General features: G+C 42.0%; 22 protein-coding genes. 16 read left to right on the forward strand and 6 right to left on the reverse strand.

The features are described from left to right. Window positions 1-188 precede the first annotated feature (188 nt). The 4 genes from IQ209_RS12315 to radC form a co-directional block, all read right to left on the reverse strand. Entirely contained in the window at window positions 189-1,307 is a 1,119-nt protein-coding gene (locus IQ209_RS12315; protein WP_193851579.1) for a glycosyltransferase family 4 protein, read from the reverse strand. A gap of 263 nt (window positions 1,308-1,570) precedes the next feature. Continuing rightward, window positions 1,571-1,738, reverse strand: coding sequence for a 50S ribosomal protein L33 (rpmG, locus tag IQ209_RS12320; RefSeq protein ID WP_010847629.1), 168 nt, complete (start codon window positions 1,736-1,738; stop codon window positions 1,571-1,573). 11 nt (window positions 1,739-1,749) lie between these two features. Further along, complete coding sequence (gene rpmB, locus IQ209_RS12325) at window positions 1,750-1,986, reverse strand: 50S ribosomal protein L28 (RefSeq protein WP_038239873.1); 237 nt, start codon at window positions 1,984-1,986, stop codon at window positions 1,750-1,752. A 261-nt stretch (window positions 1,987-2,247) separates the two neighbouring features. After that, window positions 2,248-2,940: a DNA repair protein RadC gene (gene radC, locus IQ209_RS12330; protein WP_187652498.1), complete on the reverse strand. Its 693-nt coding sequence runs from the start codon at window positions 2,938-2,940 to the stop codon at window positions 2,248-2,250. A gap of 255 nt (window positions 2,941-3,195) precedes the next feature. Between radC and coaBC the strand changes: the two genes are divergently transcribed. The 3 genes from coaBC to slmA all read left to right on the forward strand — a co-directional run bounded on the left by coaBC (window position 3,196) and on the right by slmA (window position 5,635). Continuing rightward, window positions 3,196-4,440 (forward strand): bifunctional phosphopantothenoylcysteine decarboxylase/phosphopantothenate--cysteine ligase CoaBC, encoded by a 1,245-nt coding sequence (gene coaBC / locus IQ209_RS12335; protein ID WP_193851580.1) that lies wholly within the window; start codon window positions 3,196-3,198, stop codon window positions 4,438-4,440. Next, the gene (dut, locus tag IQ209_RS12340; protein WP_047771552.1) at window positions 4,418-4,876 is read left to right on the forward strand and encodes a dUTP diphosphatase; all 459 of its coding nucleotides are present in this window, start codon (window positions 4,418-4,420) and stop codon (window positions 4,874-4,876) included. The genes coaBC and dut overlap by 23 nt, the downstream gene beginning before the upstream one ends. Window positions 4,877-5,035: 159 nt before the next feature. Beyond that, on the forward strand, window positions 5,036-5,635 hold the full coding sequence (gene slmA, locus IQ209_RS12345) for a nucleoid occlusion factor SlmA (protein ID WP_193851598.1): 600 nt from the start codon (window positions 5,036-5,038) through the stop codon (window positions 5,633-5,635). 244 nt (window positions 5,636-5,879) lie between these two features. On the opposite strand, the gene pyrE is transcribed toward slmA, so the two are convergent. Both pyrE and rph read right to left on the reverse strand, forming a co-directional pair. Then, complete coding sequence (gene pyrE, locus IQ209_RS12350) at window positions 5,880-6,521, reverse strand: orotate phosphoribosyltransferase (protein ID WP_193851581.1); 642 nt, start codon at window positions 6,519-6,521, stop codon at window positions 5,880-5,882. 103 nt (window positions 6,522-6,624) lie between these two features. Further along, window positions 6,625-7,368: a ribonuclease PH gene (gene rph, locus IQ209_RS12355; RefSeq protein WP_193851582.1), complete on the reverse strand. Its 744-nt coding sequence runs from the start codon at window positions 7,366-7,368 to the stop codon at window positions 6,625-6,627. Window positions 7,369-7,492: 124 nt separating this feature from the next. On the opposite strand from rph, the gene IQ209_RS12360 reads away from it, so the two are divergent. The 13 genes from IQ209_RS12360 to IQ209_RS12420 all read left to right on the forward strand — a co-directional run bounded on the left by IQ209_RS12360 (window position 7,493) and on the right by IQ209_RS12420 (window position 18,971). Further along, a complete protein-coding gene (locus IQ209_RS12360) occupies window positions 7,493-8,356 on the forward strand; it encodes a YicC/YloC family endoribonuclease (RefSeq protein ID WP_193851583.1) in 864 nt (287 codons plus the stop codon). A gap of 191 nt (window positions 8,357-8,547) precedes the next feature. Continuing rightward, the gene (locus IQ209_RS12365) at window positions 8,548-9,819 is read left to right on the forward strand and encodes a site-specific integrase (RefSeq protein WP_193851584.1); all 1,272 of its coding nucleotides are present in this window, start codon (window positions 8,548-8,550) and stop codon (window positions 9,817-9,819) included. Further along, the gene (locus IQ209_RS12370; protein ID WP_193851585.1) at window positions 9,816-10,505 is read left to right on the forward strand and encodes a hypothetical protein; all 690 of its coding nucleotides are present in this window, start codon (window positions 9,816-9,818) and stop codon (window positions 10,503-10,505) included. Before IQ209_RS12365 ends, IQ209_RS12370 begins: the two co-directional genes overlap by 4 nt. Before the next feature lie 476 nt (window positions 10,506-10,981). Beyond that, window positions 10,982-11,218 (forward strand): AlpA family transcriptional regulator, encoded by a 237-nt coding sequence (locus IQ209_RS12375; RefSeq protein WP_193851586.1) that lies wholly within the window; start codon window positions 10,982-10,984, stop codon window positions 11,216-11,218. Window positions 11,219-11,335: 117 nt separating this feature from the next. Beyond that, window positions 11,336-12,175, forward strand: a complete 840-nt coding sequence (locus IQ209_RS12380) for a hypothetical protein (protein WP_193851587.1) — start codon at window positions 11,336-11,338, stop codon at window positions 12,173-12,175. Between the two features lie 23 nt (window positions 12,176-12,198). After that, window positions 12,199-13,206 (forward strand): P2 family phage major capsid protein, encoded by a 1,008-nt coding sequence (locus IQ209_RS12385; RefSeq protein ID WP_193851588.1) that lies wholly within the window; start codon window positions 12,199-12,201, stop codon window positions 13,204-13,206. Beyond that, on the forward strand, window positions 13,203-13,724 hold the full coding sequence (locus IQ209_RS12390; RefSeq protein WP_193851589.1) for a GPO family capsid scaffolding protein: 522 nt from the start codon (window positions 13,203-13,205) through the stop codon (window positions 13,722-13,724). Before IQ209_RS12385 ends, IQ209_RS12390 begins: the two co-directional genes overlap by 4 nt. A gap of 72 nt (window positions 13,725-13,796) precedes the next feature. Next, window positions 13,797-14,309: a host cell division inhibitor Icd-like protein gene (locus IQ209_RS12395; RefSeq protein ID WP_193851590.1), complete on the forward strand. Its 513-nt coding sequence runs from the start codon at window positions 13,797-13,799 to the stop codon at window positions 14,307-14,309. 2 nt (window positions 14,310-14,311) lie between these two features. Further along, window positions 14,312-14,530, forward strand: a complete 219-nt coding sequence (locus tag IQ209_RS12400; RefSeq protein WP_193851591.1) for a hypothetical protein — start codon at window positions 14,312-14,314, stop codon at window positions 14,528-14,530. Then, window positions 14,530-17,244 (forward strand): DUF927 domain-containing protein, encoded by a 2,715-nt coding sequence (locus tag IQ209_RS12405; RefSeq protein WP_193851592.1) that lies wholly within the window; start codon window positions 14,530-14,532, stop codon window positions 17,242-17,244. Before IQ209_RS12400 ends, IQ209_RS12405 begins: the two co-directional genes overlap by 1 nt. A gap of 291 nt (window positions 17,245-17,535) precedes the next feature. Further along, entirely contained in the window at window positions 17,536-17,739 is a 204-nt protein-coding gene (locus IQ209_RS12410; RefSeq protein ID WP_228005863.1) for an ogr/Delta-like zinc finger family protein, read from the forward strand. 615 nt (window positions 17,740-18,354) lie between these two features. After that, window positions 18,355-18,576, forward strand: coding sequence for a type II toxin-antitoxin system Phd/YefM family antitoxin (locus IQ209_RS12415; protein ID WP_193851594.1), 222 nt, complete (start codon window positions 18,355-18,357; stop codon window positions 18,574-18,576). After that, window positions 18,573-18,971 (forward strand): type II toxin-antitoxin system death-on-curing family toxin, encoded by a 399-nt coding sequence (locus IQ209_RS12420; RefSeq protein WP_193851595.1) that lies wholly within the window; start codon window positions 18,573-18,575, stop codon window positions 18,969-18,971. The genes IQ209_RS12415 and IQ209_RS12420 overlap by 4 nt, the downstream gene beginning before the upstream one ends. Window positions 18,972-19,299: the final 328 nt, after the last annotated feature.

The following is a 19,299-nucleotide window of genomic DNA, read 5'->3' on the forward strand; positions in this document are numbered from 1 at the left end:
AATGAATATTAAATTATTAATCCAAAGATTGGAGCACTTAAGGTACTATACAGTAAAGTGAATCACTGTTCTATTTACAGTTAATAAGCCCAATAGACATACAAAAATAAAGCTAATGACATTTCAAATCGTTAATAAAAAGCATAGATTACTCTGCTAATACAGATAAAAATAATATAAACAAAATATTACCGCTTGTTTTCCATACTGGAATAAAAAATAGACTCCATTTTTTCTAACATATTATCCATGCCAAATAAGTGAGTTGCCCGTCGCAGTGAAGCCTCTCCCATTTGTAAACGTAGCCCTGCATTATGCATTAATAAATCTAACTTTTCTGTTAATTGTTCGACATTTTTAGGTTCGATAATATACCCTGTATCGCCATCAATTACAGCTTCTGTAATCGCTCCCACCGATGTAGAGACAACAGGCAATCCACACGCCATTGCCTGCATAATGCCTTGAGGTACACCTTCATTACCAAACGAAGGCAGAGCGAAGATATCCATGGCGTTTAAGCAATCAGGGACATCCTGGCGATTACCAAGAAAGATGACACTCTCTGTCAGCCCTTCCTGCTGAACTCGCGGCTCTAAATTCTTTCTTTGGGGGCCATCTCCCACAAACAGCAATTGCCAATCAGGATAACGTTGATGGAGAATTTTCCAACTATCAAGCAGGTAACGATGGCCTTTCCACGTTCTCATTGTGGCAACAATGCCCAGTGTTGGCTTGTCTTTGATGCCAATACGCTGACGACTTGAGGACTTACTTTCAGGATGAAAACGTGACAAATCGATTCCTGTCGGCACCGAGGTCATGTGAGATAGTGGATAATCATTATGCACATGCAGATATTGGCGTAGTTTTTCCCCAGTTGTCACAATATGCTGACCAGCGTGCAAATACAGCCAACGAGTCGCAATGGATTGTGAAACATGAGTCGAAACATGGCGGGTTCGGACTATCGGAGGCATACCTTTTAATGTGGCAGATGCCGCAGCCACCAGCCAAGAATCAGTAGAACTATGGGTATTGATTACATCGAACTGGCGACCTTCTGTTTTTAGCCAATGACGCATTGCCCGAAGACAAGAAAGACGTTTTTTTTCAATTGGGAGTGCAACAACAGGCACACCATAATGATGAGCTTCACGGTAAAGGGTTGAAGTTGGACAACAAACGATAACCACATGGTGTCCGCGCTGTATCATGCCTTGAGACTCTGTCAGAATACGAATTTCCTGCCCTCCCCAACCACACGATGATTCTGTATGTAAGATATTCAAGGTCTTTCTAACCATTTTAGCGTTACACCTGACGGTTCATAATTAAAAAACGGTAGTATACCAATCCAACTTCAAGATGCGTGTTATATTTCCCTGCGCAGCGGGGAAATATAAGGCCTCGCCTCGTCTTACGGATTGCAATTTGAAATTTATTGAGTATATAACTGAACAATGCATGGGCCTACACGCATAGTCCAATTTAAAATAAGCTACAGCGGCATTATCAGCAGATATAAAAAAACCCAGCATAATGCTGGGCTTTTTATAATCCACTAAAATTATTTAATTTTAGCTTCTTTGTACATAACATGCTGACGAACAACTGGATCGAATTTTTTCATTTCCAGTTTTTCAGGCATAGTACGCTTGTTCTTCGTAGTGGTATAGAAGTGACCTGTACCAGCGGAAGAAACTAGCTTGATTTTATCGCGAATACCTTTAGCCATTTTTCAGCTCCTTAGTACTTCTCACCACGGGCACGCAGTTCGGCCAGAACTGTGTCGATGCCTTTTTTGTCAATCACACGCATACCTTTAGCAGATACACGCAGAGTTACAAAACGTTTCTCAGACTCAACCCAGAAACGGTGAGAGTGCAGGTTAGGCAGAAAACGACGCTTAGTCGCATTTAATGCGTGGGAGCGGTTGTTACCACTCACCGGACGCTTGCCAGTAACTTGGCAGACTCGGGACATGTCTATTCTCCAAAAATCAAATCAGCTCGAGCTTTGTATTGGGTGTGACCGCCTCGTCAGGCTTAGGAGCCCATCTCAGCAAACTTTCTTTACTGAAAAGAACGTCACTGAAAAGACTCACATTTTCCCAGTAAAAAACTTACTGAGATAGGCTCTTCTCGTCAAACCCAAGATCCTCAAAGGTGGCGTAGTATACGCCCTCATTCGCTGATGCTCAAGTCCCGAACAACTAAGATCTGATCGTATCGCGAAAAAACGGTATTAAATCCAACCTCTTTCCATAAATGAGACACAAGATTGCTTACCAATGACGATATGATCCAAAACTTTAACGCCAACCAAGTCACAAGCTTCAATAATTTTTTCTGTCACCAATTTATCTGCCAGGCTGGGTTCTGGATTGCCGGAAGGGTGATTATGAGCAAGAATAATTGATGCAGCATTTACTTTAACCGCCTGTTTCACAATTTCACGCGGGTGAACTTCAACTTTGTTTATCGTTCCTTTAAACATTTCATCATGGCAGATAACTTTATTTTGGTTAGTTAAAAACAGCACCACAAATATCTCCCGATCTTGCCAAGATAATAAATCCTGCAAATAATTCTGAGTTATCGTAGGGCTGCTCATGATATCTTCATGGATAAATTGACTGGAGAAAAACCGTTTTGCCAGTTCAGATATCGCCTGCAATTGGACATATTTGCATCGCCCCATGCCTTTATGTGCACAAAAGTCATCGTAATCCGCAGATAGAAGGTGATAAAGAGAACCAAATGATTTCAGCAGATATTCTGCCATTTGTACGACATGAACACCCCTGGAACCTGTACGTAAAAAGATAGCCAATAACTCCGCGTCTGTTAGGGAAACAGCGCCATAAGCCAATAATTTCTCACGGGGAAGAAGATTTAAATGCAATTCATCGTTTCTTTCCATTACCGTTAAATCCATCATTTCCTCCCCCTTTCAATATCCTTTGTTCCAATCCCTTACCCTATAGCCCCCATAACGATGGAGGCCATCACTCATCTACATTTCGTACCTACTATCCCATGATGAAAAAATCGCCGCCAGATCGACTTGCGAGGCTTGCGCAGTGCTTCGCAAACTTGCCATTTTTGGCTGTCTAAATAGGGCGAGTTCTCAACGCAATATTTTCTTGTGATAGAATCTTAAGGAATTGCAACTGACATCTGGACAATCAAAATGACAGGATTTTCCGGCAAACCACTTTCTGGTAAACAACTTTCTGGTAAACAAATAGTCCTTGGAATCAGCGGGGGGATAGCCGCTTACAAAACTGCCGAATTGGTGCGCCGTTTGCGTGATCGTGGTGCCCTGGTACGCGTTGTCATGACTCCCGCAGCAGAAGCTTTCATCACTCCACTGACCTTACAGGCAGTATCTGGTCATCCCGTCTCAGATGATCTTCTAGACCCCGCTGCCGAAGCCGCCATGGGGCATATCGAACTGGCAAAATGGGCTGATTTAATTATTCTCGCGCCCGCCACTGCTGATCTGCTGGCTCGTCTGGCCGCAGGTATGGCGAATGATTTAGTCACCACAATCTGCCTGGCTTCCGCTGCACCTATTGCTGTTGCCCCCGCAATGAACCAACAAATGTACCGTGCACAAGCCACCCAACATAACCTGAAGGTACTTAAAGAACGTAATATATTGATTTGGGGACCCGCTGAAGGCAGCCAGGCATGTGGTGATGTTGGGCCAGGGAGAATGTTGGAACCGATGGCGATTGTCGAACAGGCAATGCAGCATTTCACCACGGAGAAAAATTTTTCTGGCCTACGTATCACCATTACCGCAGGACCAACCCGTGAAGCCTTGGATCCTGTTCGTTTCATCAGCAATCATAGCTCCGGTAAAATGGGTTTTTCCATTGCACAGGCAGCAGCAGAACGGGGTGCTGAGGTGACATTAATTACCGGCCCCGTTAATTTACCCACACCACAAGGCGTTAAACGCATTGATGTCAATAGTGCACTGGAAATGTATGAACAGGTTCAAGCTACCGCAGCCTCACAACATATCCTTATCGGTTGCGCTGCCGTGTCTGACTATCGTTTCAAGCAAATCTCAGCAGAGAAAATCAAAAAGCAGGGTGATGAAATCACATTTACACTAGTGAAAAATCCTGACATTGTAGCGAGCGTTGCGGCCATGGAAAAAAATCGGCCATTTGTCGTTGGATTTGCAGCCGAAACCCAGAATGTGGAAGAATACGCCCGCGGAAAACTCAAGCAGAAGAATCTGGACTTGATTTGCGCAAATGATGTATCCCTGGCCGGACACGGTTTCAACAGTGATACTAACGCATTACATCTATTCTGGCATGATGGTAGTGTTCAGTTACCCCACAGTGGTAAATTACAACTCAGCCACCGCTTATTAGACGAGATACTCAAACGCTATGATGAAAAAAATCGACGTTAAAATCCTTGATCCCCGCATCGGGCAAGAATTTCCTTTACCGACTTATGCTACACCTGGCTCTGCGGGTTTAGATTTACGTGCTTGTCTGGATAATGCGGTGGAACTGGCTCCTGGCCAAACTGAGCTTCTGCCAACGGGGATTGCTATCCATATTGCAGATGAACAATTAGCGGCAGTTATTCTCCCCCGCTCTGGTCTGGGTCACAAGCATGGCGTTGTACTGGGTAATTTGGTGGGACTTATCGATTCAGATTATCAGGGACAATTGATGGTTTCAGTTTGGAACCGTGGTGATAAAACTTTCATCATCGAACCCGGCGAACGCATTGCCCAGATGGTTTTTGTACCCGTTGTACAGGCTGAATTTAATTTGGTTGCAGATTTTGAGACGAGCCAGCGCGGCAGTGGTGGATTTGGCCATTCCGGTCGTCAATAACTTTCCATAAGGCCTGTACCGTCAACCGATTTTCATATTTTTTGCTCACAATGTTTTTGATAACAATGGCTTTTGACAACAATCGCTTTTGACAGCAATAACGTTGTGGCAAAAAATAGCTGGATTTGTTTTGCTGTTTTAGCAGGGGTCTTACCAGACATGGCAGAAAAAGAACGTACAAAAAAGAAAAATAGACGTGAGGAAATCTTGCAGGCACTGGCACATATGCTGGAATCCAGTGATGGCAGCCAACGAATTACTACTGCAAAACTTGCCGCAAACGTTGGTGTTTCTGAAGCAGCCCTTTACCGTCATTTTCCGAGCAAAACCCGGATGTTTGACAGCTTGATTGAGTTTATTGAAGATTCCTTAATTTCACGTATCAATCTGATCCTGCAAGATGAAAAAGACACCATCACACGCATTCGGTTAATCCTCGCCCTACTTTTGGGTTTTGCAGAAAGGAATCCGGGGCTGACCCGTATTATGACCGGCCATGCCCTAATGTTCGAACAAGACAGATTGCAAAATCGCATCAACCAGCTATTTGAGCGAATTGAAATGCAACTTCGCCAAATCTTAAAAGAGAGAAAAATCCGTGATGGGCGAGGATTCGCTTATGACGAGTCTGTGTTGGCATCACAGTTACTGGCGTTTTGTGAAGGGATGCTCTCCCGTTTTGTTCGCTCTGAATTTCGCTATCGCCCAACAACGGAATTTGAAGTACGCTGGCCATTGATATTGACCCAACTGCAATAATCTAATTCACTACAATAGCCGATCGCAGTATCGTAAGTTCATATCCTTATACAGTGAATGATAACGTGCGGATTTTTTATTGAGTTGTGTTAATATGTTCCAGCTCATTGAGTTCACGACTAAGTGACTTAATAATGGCATCATTGTCGAATCCTTACCATATATAGATAGATGCCATTTCTACTACTCACCCCGCCCATCCTTGGGCGCGGGATTTTTTTCACTCAATCCAGATTATTGACCTTCAAATGCCGTATTCATTGCGATAAGCTTCTACCGCTTCCAGATGAGATTGCATCTCTGGATTTTCGCGCAAATAACTTACCAAATCATTCAAGGTAATGATGGAGAAAACCTGACAATGATAGTCACGTTCAACTTCTTGAATCGCTGAAAGCGTTTCACGCCCACGTTCCTGACGATCCAGACACAAAATCACACCGGATAGCGTTGCTCCGTGCTGCTTAATGATTTCCATCGACTCACGAATCGCCGTACCTGCGGTAATGACATCATCCACAACCACAACATTACCTTGCAGAGGGCTACCAACCAACGATCCACCTTCACCATGATCTTTAGCTTCCTTGCGGTTAAAGCAATAAGGCATATCGATATCATGATGTTCAGCCAATGCTACTGCGGTAGTTGTTGCAATCGGGATCCCCTTATAAGCTGGCCCAAACAGCAAATCGCACTTAATTCCACTATCTAGCAACGCTGCTGCATAGAAACGACCAATCAACGCCAAGTCACGTCCGGTATTAAACAGGCCCGCATTGAAAAAGTACGGGCTCTTGCGACCAGATTTCAGCGTAAACTCGCCAAATTTCAGCACCTGTTTTTTCAGTGCCAGCTCAATAAATTCACGCTGATAGGCTTTCATTGGGGTTTCTCCTCTTTGATCTCTTGTCATTCATTACTATTTATTGCAGGTAAATTTATTGCAGGCATAAAAAAGGCGACTCTTCAGCCGCCTGATTTATTTATTATTTTAATGGATCTTGTTCTAACGCATCTCGCTGCGCTTTGAAAATCGTATCCAACCCCTCTTTTGCCAATGAAAGCAGTGAGAGCAACTCATCATGGCTGAACGGTTCACCTTCTGCCGTACCCTGCACTTCAATCATTCTGCCATCATCCATCATGACGATATTCATGTCAGTTTCAGCCGCAGAGTCTTCGACATATTCCAGATCACAACGTCCTTCACCCTCAACGATGCCAACAGACACTGCCGCAACCATTGCTTTTAGGGGGCTTTCTTTCAGTTTGCCTTCCGCAACTAGCTTATTTAGGGCATCGACCAGTGCCACACAAGCACCAGAAATAGCCGCAGTACGAGTACCGCCATCCGCTTGAATCACATCACAATCCAGCGTAATAGTGAATTCACCCAGCTTTTTTAAGTCGATGGCAGCACGTAATGAACGTGCAATCAGGCGTTGGATTTCCATCGTGCGGCCTGTTTGCTTACCTTTGGCAGCCTCGCGCGCATTACGGCTATTGGTTGCCCGTGGCAACATGCCGTATTCGGCGGTGATCCAACCCTGACCTTGGCCTTTCAGAAAACGGGGAATTCCTTCTTCAACGGAGGCATTACATAACACTTTAGTATCCCCAAATTCCACCAGAACAGAGCCTTCCGCATGTTTGGTGTAATGACGGGTCATTTTAATAGGACGCACCTGCCCTGCTGACCTTCCTGCTGGACGTTTTCCTACTAAGCTCATAGTGTAATCTCCGTTGTTCGTACATTTTAGGGGCGCATTATACGGCCTAAAGCGGTGAATGCCTATCCTGCATCTACACGGAGCGCTATAATCCGCACATCATTTTATAAATTGGGAACGAATTATGATCCGTAGTATGACTGCTTTTGCACGGAGAGATATCAGGGGAGATTGGGGAAATGCAGCGTGGGAACTGCGTTCTGTCAATCAGCGTTACTTGGAAACCTATATTCGCCTGCCAGAGCAATTCAGAAGCCTTGAACCTGTCATCCGTGAGCGCATTCGTTCCCGCCTGACGCGCGGCAAAGTGGAATGTAACCTGCGTTTTGAGTTAGATACCTTTGCTCAGAATTCCTTGATCCTGAATGAAAAATTGGCAAAACAACTGGTTGAAGCAGCAAGCTGGGTTAAACAGCAGAGTAATGAAGGTGAAATTAATCCGGTCGATATCTTACGCTGGCCAGGTGTGATGTCTGCCGAAGAACAAGATTTAGACGCTATTAGTGCACAATTGTTAGCGGAATTAGATCTGACGCTGGATTCTTTTATCCAGAGTCGTGAAACCGAAGGACAAGCACTCAAAACTCTGATTGAGCAGCGTTTGGATGCGGTAATTGTAGAAGTGACTAAAGTCCGAGAACAAATGCCAGCAATTCTACAATGGCAGCGCGAGCGCTTACAGACCAAGCTAGAAGAAGCACAAATTCAGTTAGATAATAATCGCCTTGAGCAAGAATTAATTTTATTAGCTCAACGTATTGATGTGGCAGAAGAATTGGATCGTCTGGACGCCCATGTTAAAGAAACACGTAATATCCTGAAGAAAAAAGAAGCCGTCGGCCGCCGACTGGATTTTATGATGCAGGAATTTAACCGCGAATCGAATACATTGGCTTCAAAATCAATTAATGCGGATGTGACAAATTCTGCAATTGAGCTGAAGGTACTAATTGAGCAAATGCGCGAGCAGATTCAAAATATAGAGTGACGTTTCTTAGCGTTTCACAACATTTCACCAAGCCAGTATATACTTTGTTATATCTGGCTTTTTTACTATCAGAGCATTGCAGAACGAATCACAGTAGCGCATGATTAGCGTGTACCCAAAGGTGTACCCATAGCACATTCTAAAAATCACTTTGGGTACACCCCAACTTTTTTACATTGAGAATTACACAGATGCCTAAACTCACAGACAAAGAGATCAGGGCGTGGATAAAGTCGGGTGAACGGTTCGAAGGAAAGGCGGACGGTAACGGGCTATATTTACGCTTTAGAGAAGCAGACCGAATTCCCTCATGGCGCTTTAGATATAAGTTGGCCGGAAAGTCTAGGACGATGAATTTGGGAACATACTCTGACCTATCATTAGCCAAAGCGCGAGAGCTAACCAGAGAGCTATCAGCGCGTGTTGCTTTGGGCTATGACGTTGCCGGAGAGAAACAGGAACGCAAGGCCGAAGCACTGGCAAAGATTGAAGCTGAAAAGAACGCTATCAAGGTTTCAGACTTAGCAGCCGAATACTTCGAACGCCAAATACTCCCTCGCTGGAAACACCCTGACATATTGCGTAGGCGTATCGATAAGGATATTAATCCGCGTATTGGTGATATGAAGATCGAGGATGTGAAGCCCCGTCATATTGATGAGATGCTCAAAAAGATAGTAGACAGAGGCGCGCCGACTATAGCGACCGATGTTCTACGGTGGGTAAGGCGTATATTTGACTATGGCATCAGGCGTCAGCTTATTGATGTAAATCCCTGTTCAGCATTCGAGGTTGCTGATGCTGGCGGGAAAGAAGTATCACGCGATAGGTGGCTGACCAGAGAAGAATTAATCATCGTACTGAGGACGTTCAGAACGTCCACAATCAGCCGCCAGAATGAAATCAGCTTTAAAATACTGCTTGCTCTATGTTTGCGCAAAATGGAGCTATGCGCCGCTCGTTGGGAGGAATTCGATTTTGCTAATAGTGTTTGGCATTTCCCGGCAGAACGTAGCAAAAACGGTGATGCGGTTGACATTCCTCTATGCCCGAAGGTTATCGAGTGGTTCATGGAATTAAAGGCTATGGCTTGTGGTAGCCAATACGTATTACCCGCAAGAAAAATGCAACATCGCATGATTCCACATATTCAGGAAAGCACTTTACCTGTAGCGCTTGCCAAAGTAAGGCGAGAATTGCCGCCAGATATACCTAACTTCACGATTCACGACTTTAGGCGCACTGCTCGCACACACCTAGCCGCGTTAGGGGTCGATCCCTTTGTGGCTGAACGTTGCCTAAATCATCGAATAAAAGGCGTTGAGGGCATCTATAACAGACATGATTACTTTGATGAACGCAAAGCCGCGTTAGCTCAATGGTGTGATTTGCTGGTAACACTGGAGAAAGGTGAAGATTACAACGTGACTCCAATAAAACAAATTAAAAGGAAATTTGTATGACAGTACCTGAGATTGATGTATTAAAACTATTTGCCTCACAAGGAACTGCTACCCCTAATGCTGTAGCCCTTTCAATTTATGGTTTAGACCCTTATACATCAATGACAAACATACCAGAGGCGTATTTAAAAAATGTTCGTAATGTAAGAGGTGCTATCTTAAGTAATGTGAACGCCCTCAGCTTGTTCCGAGAAAAAAAAACTCACACAAATACTGTCATTGATTCAGATATTGTGTTTGGTGCTGCATATCAATGCCTGAGCTTAATAGAAAATATCCCAGAGGCCATTGCGTCAAGAATAGAGCAAGCTGTAGACAATATATACAAAGAGCACAAAAAAAATGGTGGATGGGAAGAATACATTAAGATCTTTGGTGGACGAGAGTTAGTTGAAAAAATTGCACTACAGAATAAAAAAGGCCAGGGACAATACCGAAAAAATGATGAGCAAAAAGGAACTTACAAATTAATCGGACTGCTTGTATTACTGCTTCAAGAAAAAAGCATAAACGGTTGTCAGCCATCAGACCATTACGGCGCAATAGGCGATCCCATTAAACAACACATCTACAATGACATCAAAGAGTTAGTTAAGAATATGAAAAAGCCTGATTTTTTAGTGGGTGTTGGGCGAACCACATTCTTTAACAAACTAAGCGATGCTGATTACTATTTAAATGAGTAAGATAAGTAGTTAGCTAACTAAATAATAGGCAGATAATGATTTAACAGCCTACATACGTAAGGATATTGTTGCTTACAAAGTAAGCAATAATGACGAATGATGACGGTTAGTGATGAATGGTAGCGGACAATAACGGGCAATAACGGGCAATATTATTTGGTTTTATCAGGTTTTATCAGGTTTTATCAATATATGACATAGAGTTGTCATAATTTGCCAACCCCACCCACTATCACTCAAAATAATTCATTTAACTGTTTGATATTATTGAGATAATATTGGATTTTTTTATTTTTACCATAGTATTAAAAACTCCATCATCAGCCTAATTTTTCAATGGATTAAAAAAGTTTCAATGGATTTTATTATTCTTTTAATGGATTCCATTCTTAGTGGATATGGTGATTCTCAGCTTCTAGAATGCTCTCAACACGTCACAGCAGAGATAGGCATAACATAGGGAGGCTAGAGGAAGCATGACGAAGCAGAAAAATCCACGCATGAAAAATACAAGCCCATACCCTGAAGCCGGTAATGCACGTAAACGTCATACCGCTGATTTTCTGGGCATATCTGATTCAACGTTGCACCGTTGGGTTAAGGATAAAAAGATACCGCAACCTTTCGAGTTAGAGGATGGTTTCTTTGTCTTTGATGCAGCAGAAATACGTAAATGGGTAGAAAATAAAAAATCACATAGAGAATCAATATAATTATATAAATTTATTTTTATAATAAATTAAATATCATCCAGAATAAAAACAAGCACACCAATTAAATAATCGGTGTTGAAATTTTACGCCTATATAAACATAAAAAGGATACAGGTTATGAATGAAGTGTCATATTACAAAGATGAAAATCTATCATATATCTTTAATTATAAATTCATACCGTTTGAAGAGAATGGTAAGGATACAGGGTTTATGATTCGAACCATCGAATTATATTGTCTGGCAAAGATGAAAGATTCCATCAAAAAGCTCACTGAGCTAACGGGCTTTAGTTTTGATAATCTTCTTCCCACGGTAGAAGAAATAACACTTCTCATTAAAAGAGGACGAAGTGTTGTATCGGGTTATTCAACATTTCCTGAAAAAGAAGAAGTTGAATTAAAAAATTTAGTTGATATGTTAAATAATGCTCAAAGCGGTAAACTAAGTAAACCCGCGAGTTATCAGCTCAGTACCCGAGTTTGGATCACTGATATGCATCGTGCAGTAGAAAGGAAGAAAGACTCTATTGAGAGTGAAAGAGGTAGGCTGGCGAAAATGAATGGCCTTTATAGCTTATTATATCCGGTTATTGAATGGTTACTATCTGAAAAAATAACTGGATTTAAAAAAGAATTGCTGGAAGCTCTTCCTAGAGAAACAGTGTATTTAAATTCATTGTTATCAGAAATGAATTGGAGTCATAGTAGGATATGTAAGTTCATTATATCAGAGATGAATAAGTTGGAGGATTGTATTGATAAAGTTATAAGAAATTGCTCTTATCCGAGAGATAAATACGAATTATTACGTACTCCGATTTATAAAATTGATTACTATAAAAATTATTATAAGAAAGAAAGCGTCGATTTAAAGATTGTATTAACTGCTGATGAATACGTTAATGCTATGGTTAGTGCTAAAAAAAGAATTGAAGATAAATCAAGCTACATGTAATTATAAAATATAAGGATATTATTATGTATATTACCGCTATTCCTGATGCGGCTAAAACTTTTCATGCTAATTTTACCCGTGGAGCTAATTATTCCTCTAGCAATAGTGATACTTTTTATATTTCCCCAACCTCTGAAAATTTATTACGCGTCGCTATTTCAGATTCAAGTTGGTTTTTAAATAAATTAACGTTAGCGGATGTTAGCCAAGAAAATGGCGACACAATTAGTTTAGGTAATAATACCCTCCATACAGGAAGGATTATTGATGGGAGATTCCATAAACGAGCGAACATGGAAAGTACGCCTTATGCTTTAGAGGAAACGGATACCTGTGCCGCTATTTCTTATGAACAAATGTCACTGATTGCCAATAGTGGCAGTGGTGATGATGAACACTTTACTCAAGTGATGTCTGATTTGTTTTCTAAAACAGTATCGCTAGATATGATTAGAGTCGGCTTTAATGGTGAATTCTGTGCCTATCCAACTCAACCCGAAATATATAAACGGGGGCAGGATGTTAATAGAGGCTGGCATACAATAGCGAAAGAATTTAATAAAGGTTCACAGGTTATCACCGATAAAATCGTTTTGGGTAAAGATGGGGATTTTCCTAACTTAGATGCTATCGCAAATTATCTTATCACTAAAAAAATTCCAGAAGAATTTCGCTTGGTAGTATTGGTCGGTTCAGAACTGGCAGCTCTTTATCGGGAAAAGTTATTTAGTGCTTCAAATAAGGCGGCAGATATTCAAGCCAGTCAAATGGCTCTCAGTACCGTTGCAGGGCGCTTTGCACTCATTCCACCGTTTATGCCTGGTCGTCGATTAGTTGTGACCACATTAGATAATTTGCATATCTATACGCTAAAAAATAGCCGACGTTTTCGCGCGGAATTTGTTGATGAAAGAAAAGCTTATGAGCATAGCTACCTGCGTTATGAGGGTTACGGCTTAGGGGATGGAAATCTTTATGCAGCAGTAGATGAAAATGCAATCCATATTGAAGATGGAGTGTTTTCTCTATGAATGAATCACAGTTAATGACTACTTGGATTTGTGTTGCCACGGAGGGGCAAACCGTCGATAGGCGTATTATCGAAGCACAATGGTTGCATGAAATTGCAGAAACCTACGATACGAATTATTACACGGCGTTAATCTGGGAAGAGCATAACCGCGATCTTGATAATTTAGGGGAAGTGCTCGCCGCTCGGACGGACGTCATTGATGGAAAAGTCCGGCTTTATTTGCGATTAAGACCTAATCTCAAGCTCGTAGAATATAATACGCGAGGGCAAAAACTATTTTGTTCTATCGAAGTTATGGAAGACTTCCAAGGTGAGGGGATCTTCTATTTAGGTGGTCTGGCTGTTACAGATAGCCCTGCGAGTGTCGGAACCGATAGATTAAAATTCAGCATTAATCGTTCTCATTTTTCCCGCAAGAAAAGTAAGTTTTCGATTAGTTCGCCGAGAGAATTTAATCTTTCGGATGGGCTTAAAAATACGAAGAATCGTTGGTTTACCGCAATCTCCGCAGGTTAACGCTTTTGCCCGGTTTAGGCTGGGCTATTTTTCTTATCCCTATCAACTTCGTAGTTTAAGCCGATTTTAATCATGAAAATAAAAAGGTTGCATCCGTCTGAACGGTTAGGCTATATTGGAAATACGTTAGCAAAATCTAACGTTAGGCGTGGAAACCTGAGAATAGTAAAGGCGACAGTAGACGCCACATGCGTCTTTTTTTGTGTCGTAAATAATGCCTATCTAATGGCGGCTTACGCCTATCTGAATTCAATGGTGGCGTTGTCGGAGCACCCGAAAGGGTGGCTGGTTTCCTTTACTACCAGTATTTCCACCTCTGATAACGTCACCGCCCCTATTGAGCGTGGAAACTCTGGCGGTGATCCCTTTGATAAAGTAAAGGAGATCATCTTTATGATGGCAGTCCCAGCCCAAACTCAATTTAAATTTCTATTCCTGTGCGTAAAACGCTCTGATATTACCGCTAAACCCTGCCGTATCGAGGCTACTGCGCTAAACGAACATAACGCGAGAATGCTGCTCATTCATGATTTTGTTCTCTTATTTGCAGGTCGTTTACCTGTTAAACCAAAGAAAGAGGGCTGAATATGAAAAATACAGTTCATCAAAATACGGTTATTTCTGCTACAGGTGAAAAACAGCTATTAAGAGTCGCAATGATGACTTCATTTTTCTCTGAATTATTAAATAATAGCTCACTTAGTCATGTTTCAAGCGCAGGCATGGCCGCAGTCATGGAGTGTTTATCGGAACAAGTTGAAATCATTATTGAAGAAAGCAGCATGATGAATAAGGACATTAAATAATGAATAATCAAAACTATCCAGACGCTTCAATTATGCCAACAAGCATACCTTCCGTGACGGATATCGTTAAAGCAGCCAACGGGCGTTGGTATTATATTTTAAGTAACTTAGGCATATCTGTACCTGAAAATCATAGGCACGGCGCTTGTCCTAAATGTGGTGGCAAAGATCGCTTTCGGTTTGATGATAAAAACGGTAAAGGAACGTGGTTTTGTAATCACTGTGGTAGTGGTGACGGACTCGATTTAATCAAATTGGTGACAGGTCAGGATATTAAAACAGCATGTTTTGAAATCAATAAAATACTCCACCTGCCTGGATTTAAAAAAATAACGCCAACCAGAATAAAAAAGGCTAGCGCACAAAAAGGTATCGAGTTATTTGAAAAACTGAAAGGTTTATGTCTTTCAGGGGAAAGCCAATATCTCTCAAATAAAGGCTTAACTAATCATCAATATTTGATTACTCGGCAACAATATACACAAGGCGAAATTATTTTTCCAATTGGATCACTTTTATTGCCATTAGTTGATAACCAAGTTTCAATTAAAGGCGGGCAATTAATCAGCCCGGAAGGGGAAAAGAGCCTGTTATCCGGTTCTGCGCTTTCAGGTTCATTTATTGTTGTCACTGATAAGACGGATAAAAACATTGAACAGGTTGTGATTACCGAGGGTTTTGCTACAGGACTAAGCCTGTCAAAAGTGATTGATTCTTTCATTGTGGCGGCGGTTGCTGCCACTAATCTGGTCAAGGTAGCACAACAGTTGAGAGAGCGGTGGCCACAAGCAAAAATCATTATTGCCGGTGATAATGATTTTATTGATGGTAAAGAAAATACAGGCAGGCTCTGGGCAGAAAAAGCGGCTAAGGCGGTAGATGGTTGGGTCACATTGCCACCGACTCACTATAAAGCGGATTGGGATGATTACCGACAAGAAAACAGTGATAACAAGGTAAAAGAGGCTTTCTTTGAAGAAATGACCTACTGCGGAAAAGATAAAACCTATTTACCGCAAGGTTTCCGATTGACTCAAGAATATCTATGGTATGACAAACTCGTCAATAAATCGGATGGTGATACCGAAGTCAGGAATATAAAAATTAGCAGCCCGATAAAAGTAACGGCAATTACCTGCGATGCTGACAGTAGTAATTACGGACGGTTATTAGAATGGGAAGATACATACGGTAATTGCCGTAAGTGGGCTATGCCTATGGAAATGCTCAGCGGAAGCGGTGAAGAATTACGCCGAGTGCTTTTGGTTAACGGGCTATCTTATATCAATATTTCAGGACAAGCGCGGGCGCACTTGATGGAATATATTTCGCTATGCCGTCCAGAGAGAAAGGTTACTTGTGTTAATAAAACCGGATGGCACGGTAACGTGTATGTGTTGCAGGATGAAGTTGTCGGCACAGGCGCGGATTCCGTTATTCTTCAGACTTCCAGTGTTCAGGGTAAGGATTTTAGAGTATCAGGCACAAGTGAAGAATGGAGAGAGCATATCGGCAAATATTGCGTAGGAAACGCAAGACTCGCCTTCGCTGTGAGTTTAGCCTTTGCTTCATCATTACTAAAATTAGTGGGTGTCGGTGGTGGCGGCTATCACTTAAAAGGTGAATCCACGGATGGTAAGACAACCACAATGAAAGTGGCTGCGTCTGTCTGTGGGGGCGCAGATTATTGGTATACTTGGCGGGCAACCGGCAATGCGCTTGAAGGTACAGCCTGCCGCCGTAATGATGCAACATTGATGCTAGATGAAATCAGAGAAGTTGATGGGCGTGAGGCGGGTAATATTGCCTATATGCTGGCAAATGGTCAGGGCAAAGCCAGAGCGAAAACCGATGGAAGTGTCAGAGAAACCAACCGCTGGAATTTACTTTTCTTATCAACAGGGGAACTCTCTTTAGTTGAACATGCGTCAAATGCGGGTGAACGCACTTATGCGGGTGTAGAAGTCCGCATGATCCAAATTCCGAGTGATTCCGGTAAATATGGTGTGTTTGAAGAATTACACCAATTTACCAGCGGTAAATCACTGGCTGAGTATCTTGAATACGCTGTGACTAAATATCATGGTTCACCGTTCCGCGATTGGCTGAAATATCTCACTCATGATCTCACGTTTATCTCAGGAACGGCTAAAGCCTTATTGAAAGAATATACCGCTAAAATGATGCCGGAGAATGCAGGTAATCAGGTTGGTCGTGCAATCACCCGCTTTGCTCTTGTCGCTATGGCAGGAGAAATAGCGACAAGAGCTGGAATTACAGGCTGGCAACAAGGAGAAGCGTATACAGCGGCTGAAAAGTGTCTCGCTGCATGGATGAAAGAACGCGGACACACTGCGAATCAGGAAGATATTACCGCGTTGGAGCAAGTGACCGATTTTATCTCACGTAATCAATTCAGTCGTTTTGCAGATTGGTATGACGAAAATAGCCGTCCTCTCAATATGATGGGCTTTCGTCGTGTTGAAAAAGGCACAGGTAATCAAGAGCCAACAGTTCAATTTTATGTTTTATCCTCAGCATGGAAAGAGATATGCAAAGGCTTTGATCCACGCAAAGTTTCTCGTTTGTGTGTTGAAAAAGGTTGGTTAGAGGCAGGTAAGGACGGCAAGATACAAACGACTATACGCCTACCAGAAATAGGACTTAAACGGGTTTACTTATTTAATAGTAACGTCTTAGGTTCTGCCGAATAACTGGAATAAAACTGACCATCTTATTTATTTGGTGTAACAGGTGTAACAGGTGTAACACTCATGATTTTTAAGAGGTTTTTATGTTACACCTTTTATTTTTAAATGGGTAACAAGGTGTAACACATAAAGGTTTGTTACACCTGTTACACCTGGCATTTTGATAAAGGGTAACAACTTTATTCCTTATAATTCAACGATGTTACACCTGTTACACCTGAAAATAGAAAGGTATGTATTAAATTGGCTTTATTCTGGAAGGCATTAAGACGAGGATTATCAACAATGCGCGTAATGAAAATATATTGCCCAGAGTGCAACGAGCAGGCAACAATCAAAAAAATCAAAGTGGAAAGATTGGATAACATACCGGAGATTTACTGTTGTTGTAATGATGTTGAATGTGGTCATACATACGTTTTAACCCTAAGTTTTTCACATTCGATACGCCCTAGTAAGTTGGTGCAAGATCCAAGTAATCATATATTGAAGTTGTAATCACCTGAGAAATAGCATCAATAATTGTCTGGAGCAGAACGCTAACAGTGAAAATAAATTTTTCACACAATTTCAGTTTACATTTCCTCCTACCCCGCATAAACACTAACTTTTTAGTTTTTATGTTGGGTTTCCTACCAAGTAGGAATCTCACGTAAAATAGAAAAATCATTTTATTTCAAATAAATACAATTAACCCCCCAGAGTGGGGCTGGATAACAAACTGAAATTTCCTGAAATTCTTTTCACTTATTTCAGTTTGAGATTTTCCTCACACAGCCAGTACTGGTGCGGTCTGGCGATTTGGTTTGTAGAATTTTAAAACTGAAAAAACTTTTTGATCCAAAACGTGCAGGCGGGTGCGGTGTAGTGCGTTTTACGTCTGGTTTACGTTTATTTCGTGGGAATTACGTGGCGTGAGCGTGATGTAGTGACGTGATCTAAATGAACCCATCCCCCGCCGCAAGATTGTATCTGTGTACCTTAGCGGGTGATTGGTTGCGTTGTATGAGGATGTAAAAATCTGCACTTAAAGATAATCCACACTTAGAACACTATTGTTGAATAAATACTCAGATTGCGTACAATTCACATGTACATATCTGGAGATAAATTATGCGTACATACACCTCAACCCAAGCACGAGCCAATATTTCCGAAGTGTTGGATGCTGCAACTCATGGCGAACCGGTTGAAATTACTCGTCGAGACGGCAGTTCAGCTGTTGTTATCAGTAAAGCAGAATTTGAGGCATACCAGAATGCTAAACTGGATGCAGAATTTGATACGATTATGCAGCGTCATGGGCATACGGTAGAGGCACTGACAAACCGATGAAATGGGTCAGCGCGCAGGAAGTCATCGCTTTTCATGATCGTATATTGCAACGGCTTCCCGGCGTTGCTGGCATGCCCGATGCTGGTAGAGCTGAAGCACTTATCTATCGAGTGCAAAACCGTACCCACTATGAAGGTGTAACAGACATCTTTGAACTTGCAGCCACCTACTGGGTTGCTATCGCTCGCGGTCATATCTTTAATGATGGCAATAAACGCACGGCGTTTTTCGTTACCATGACTTTTCTTTACCGTAACGGTATCAAGATCCATGATAACGATAATACGCTGGAAAACTTAACGGTTGAAGCTGCCACGGGTGAGAAGACCGTTGAGCAACTGGCGCGACATCTGCGCGAATTGATAGACGGTGCTGAGCCAAGCTGTAAGACATAATCACAATTGATTTTTTATGAGAAATAAGTGAACACTCCATTTTGCCGTGTACCCAAGGGTGTACCCCTAGAAAATATTGAATAGAGCAAATCCAGTATTTATGCAGGTTTAAGCCTGATACTCAATGAATAGATTCTCCCCAGTGATCACAAAACCCATTTAGTGGTACACGGCCATTTTTTACATTGGAAATTGCACAAATGCCGAAATTCACAGACGCTGGATTAACGCAATAAGTGCAACATGCGCCCGGTATAGGCTTCCATTGGCGTCAGCCCATTTAAAATCTTTCTTGGTGTCATATTCAGCCTCAATTCCATATCGCTGA

Origin of the sequence: Xenorhabdus sp. BG5 (assembly GCF_015163665.1) — a bacterium.
Taxonomy (GTDB): Bacteria; Pseudomonadota; Gammaproteobacteria; order Enterobacterales; family Enterobacteriaceae; genus Xenorhabdus.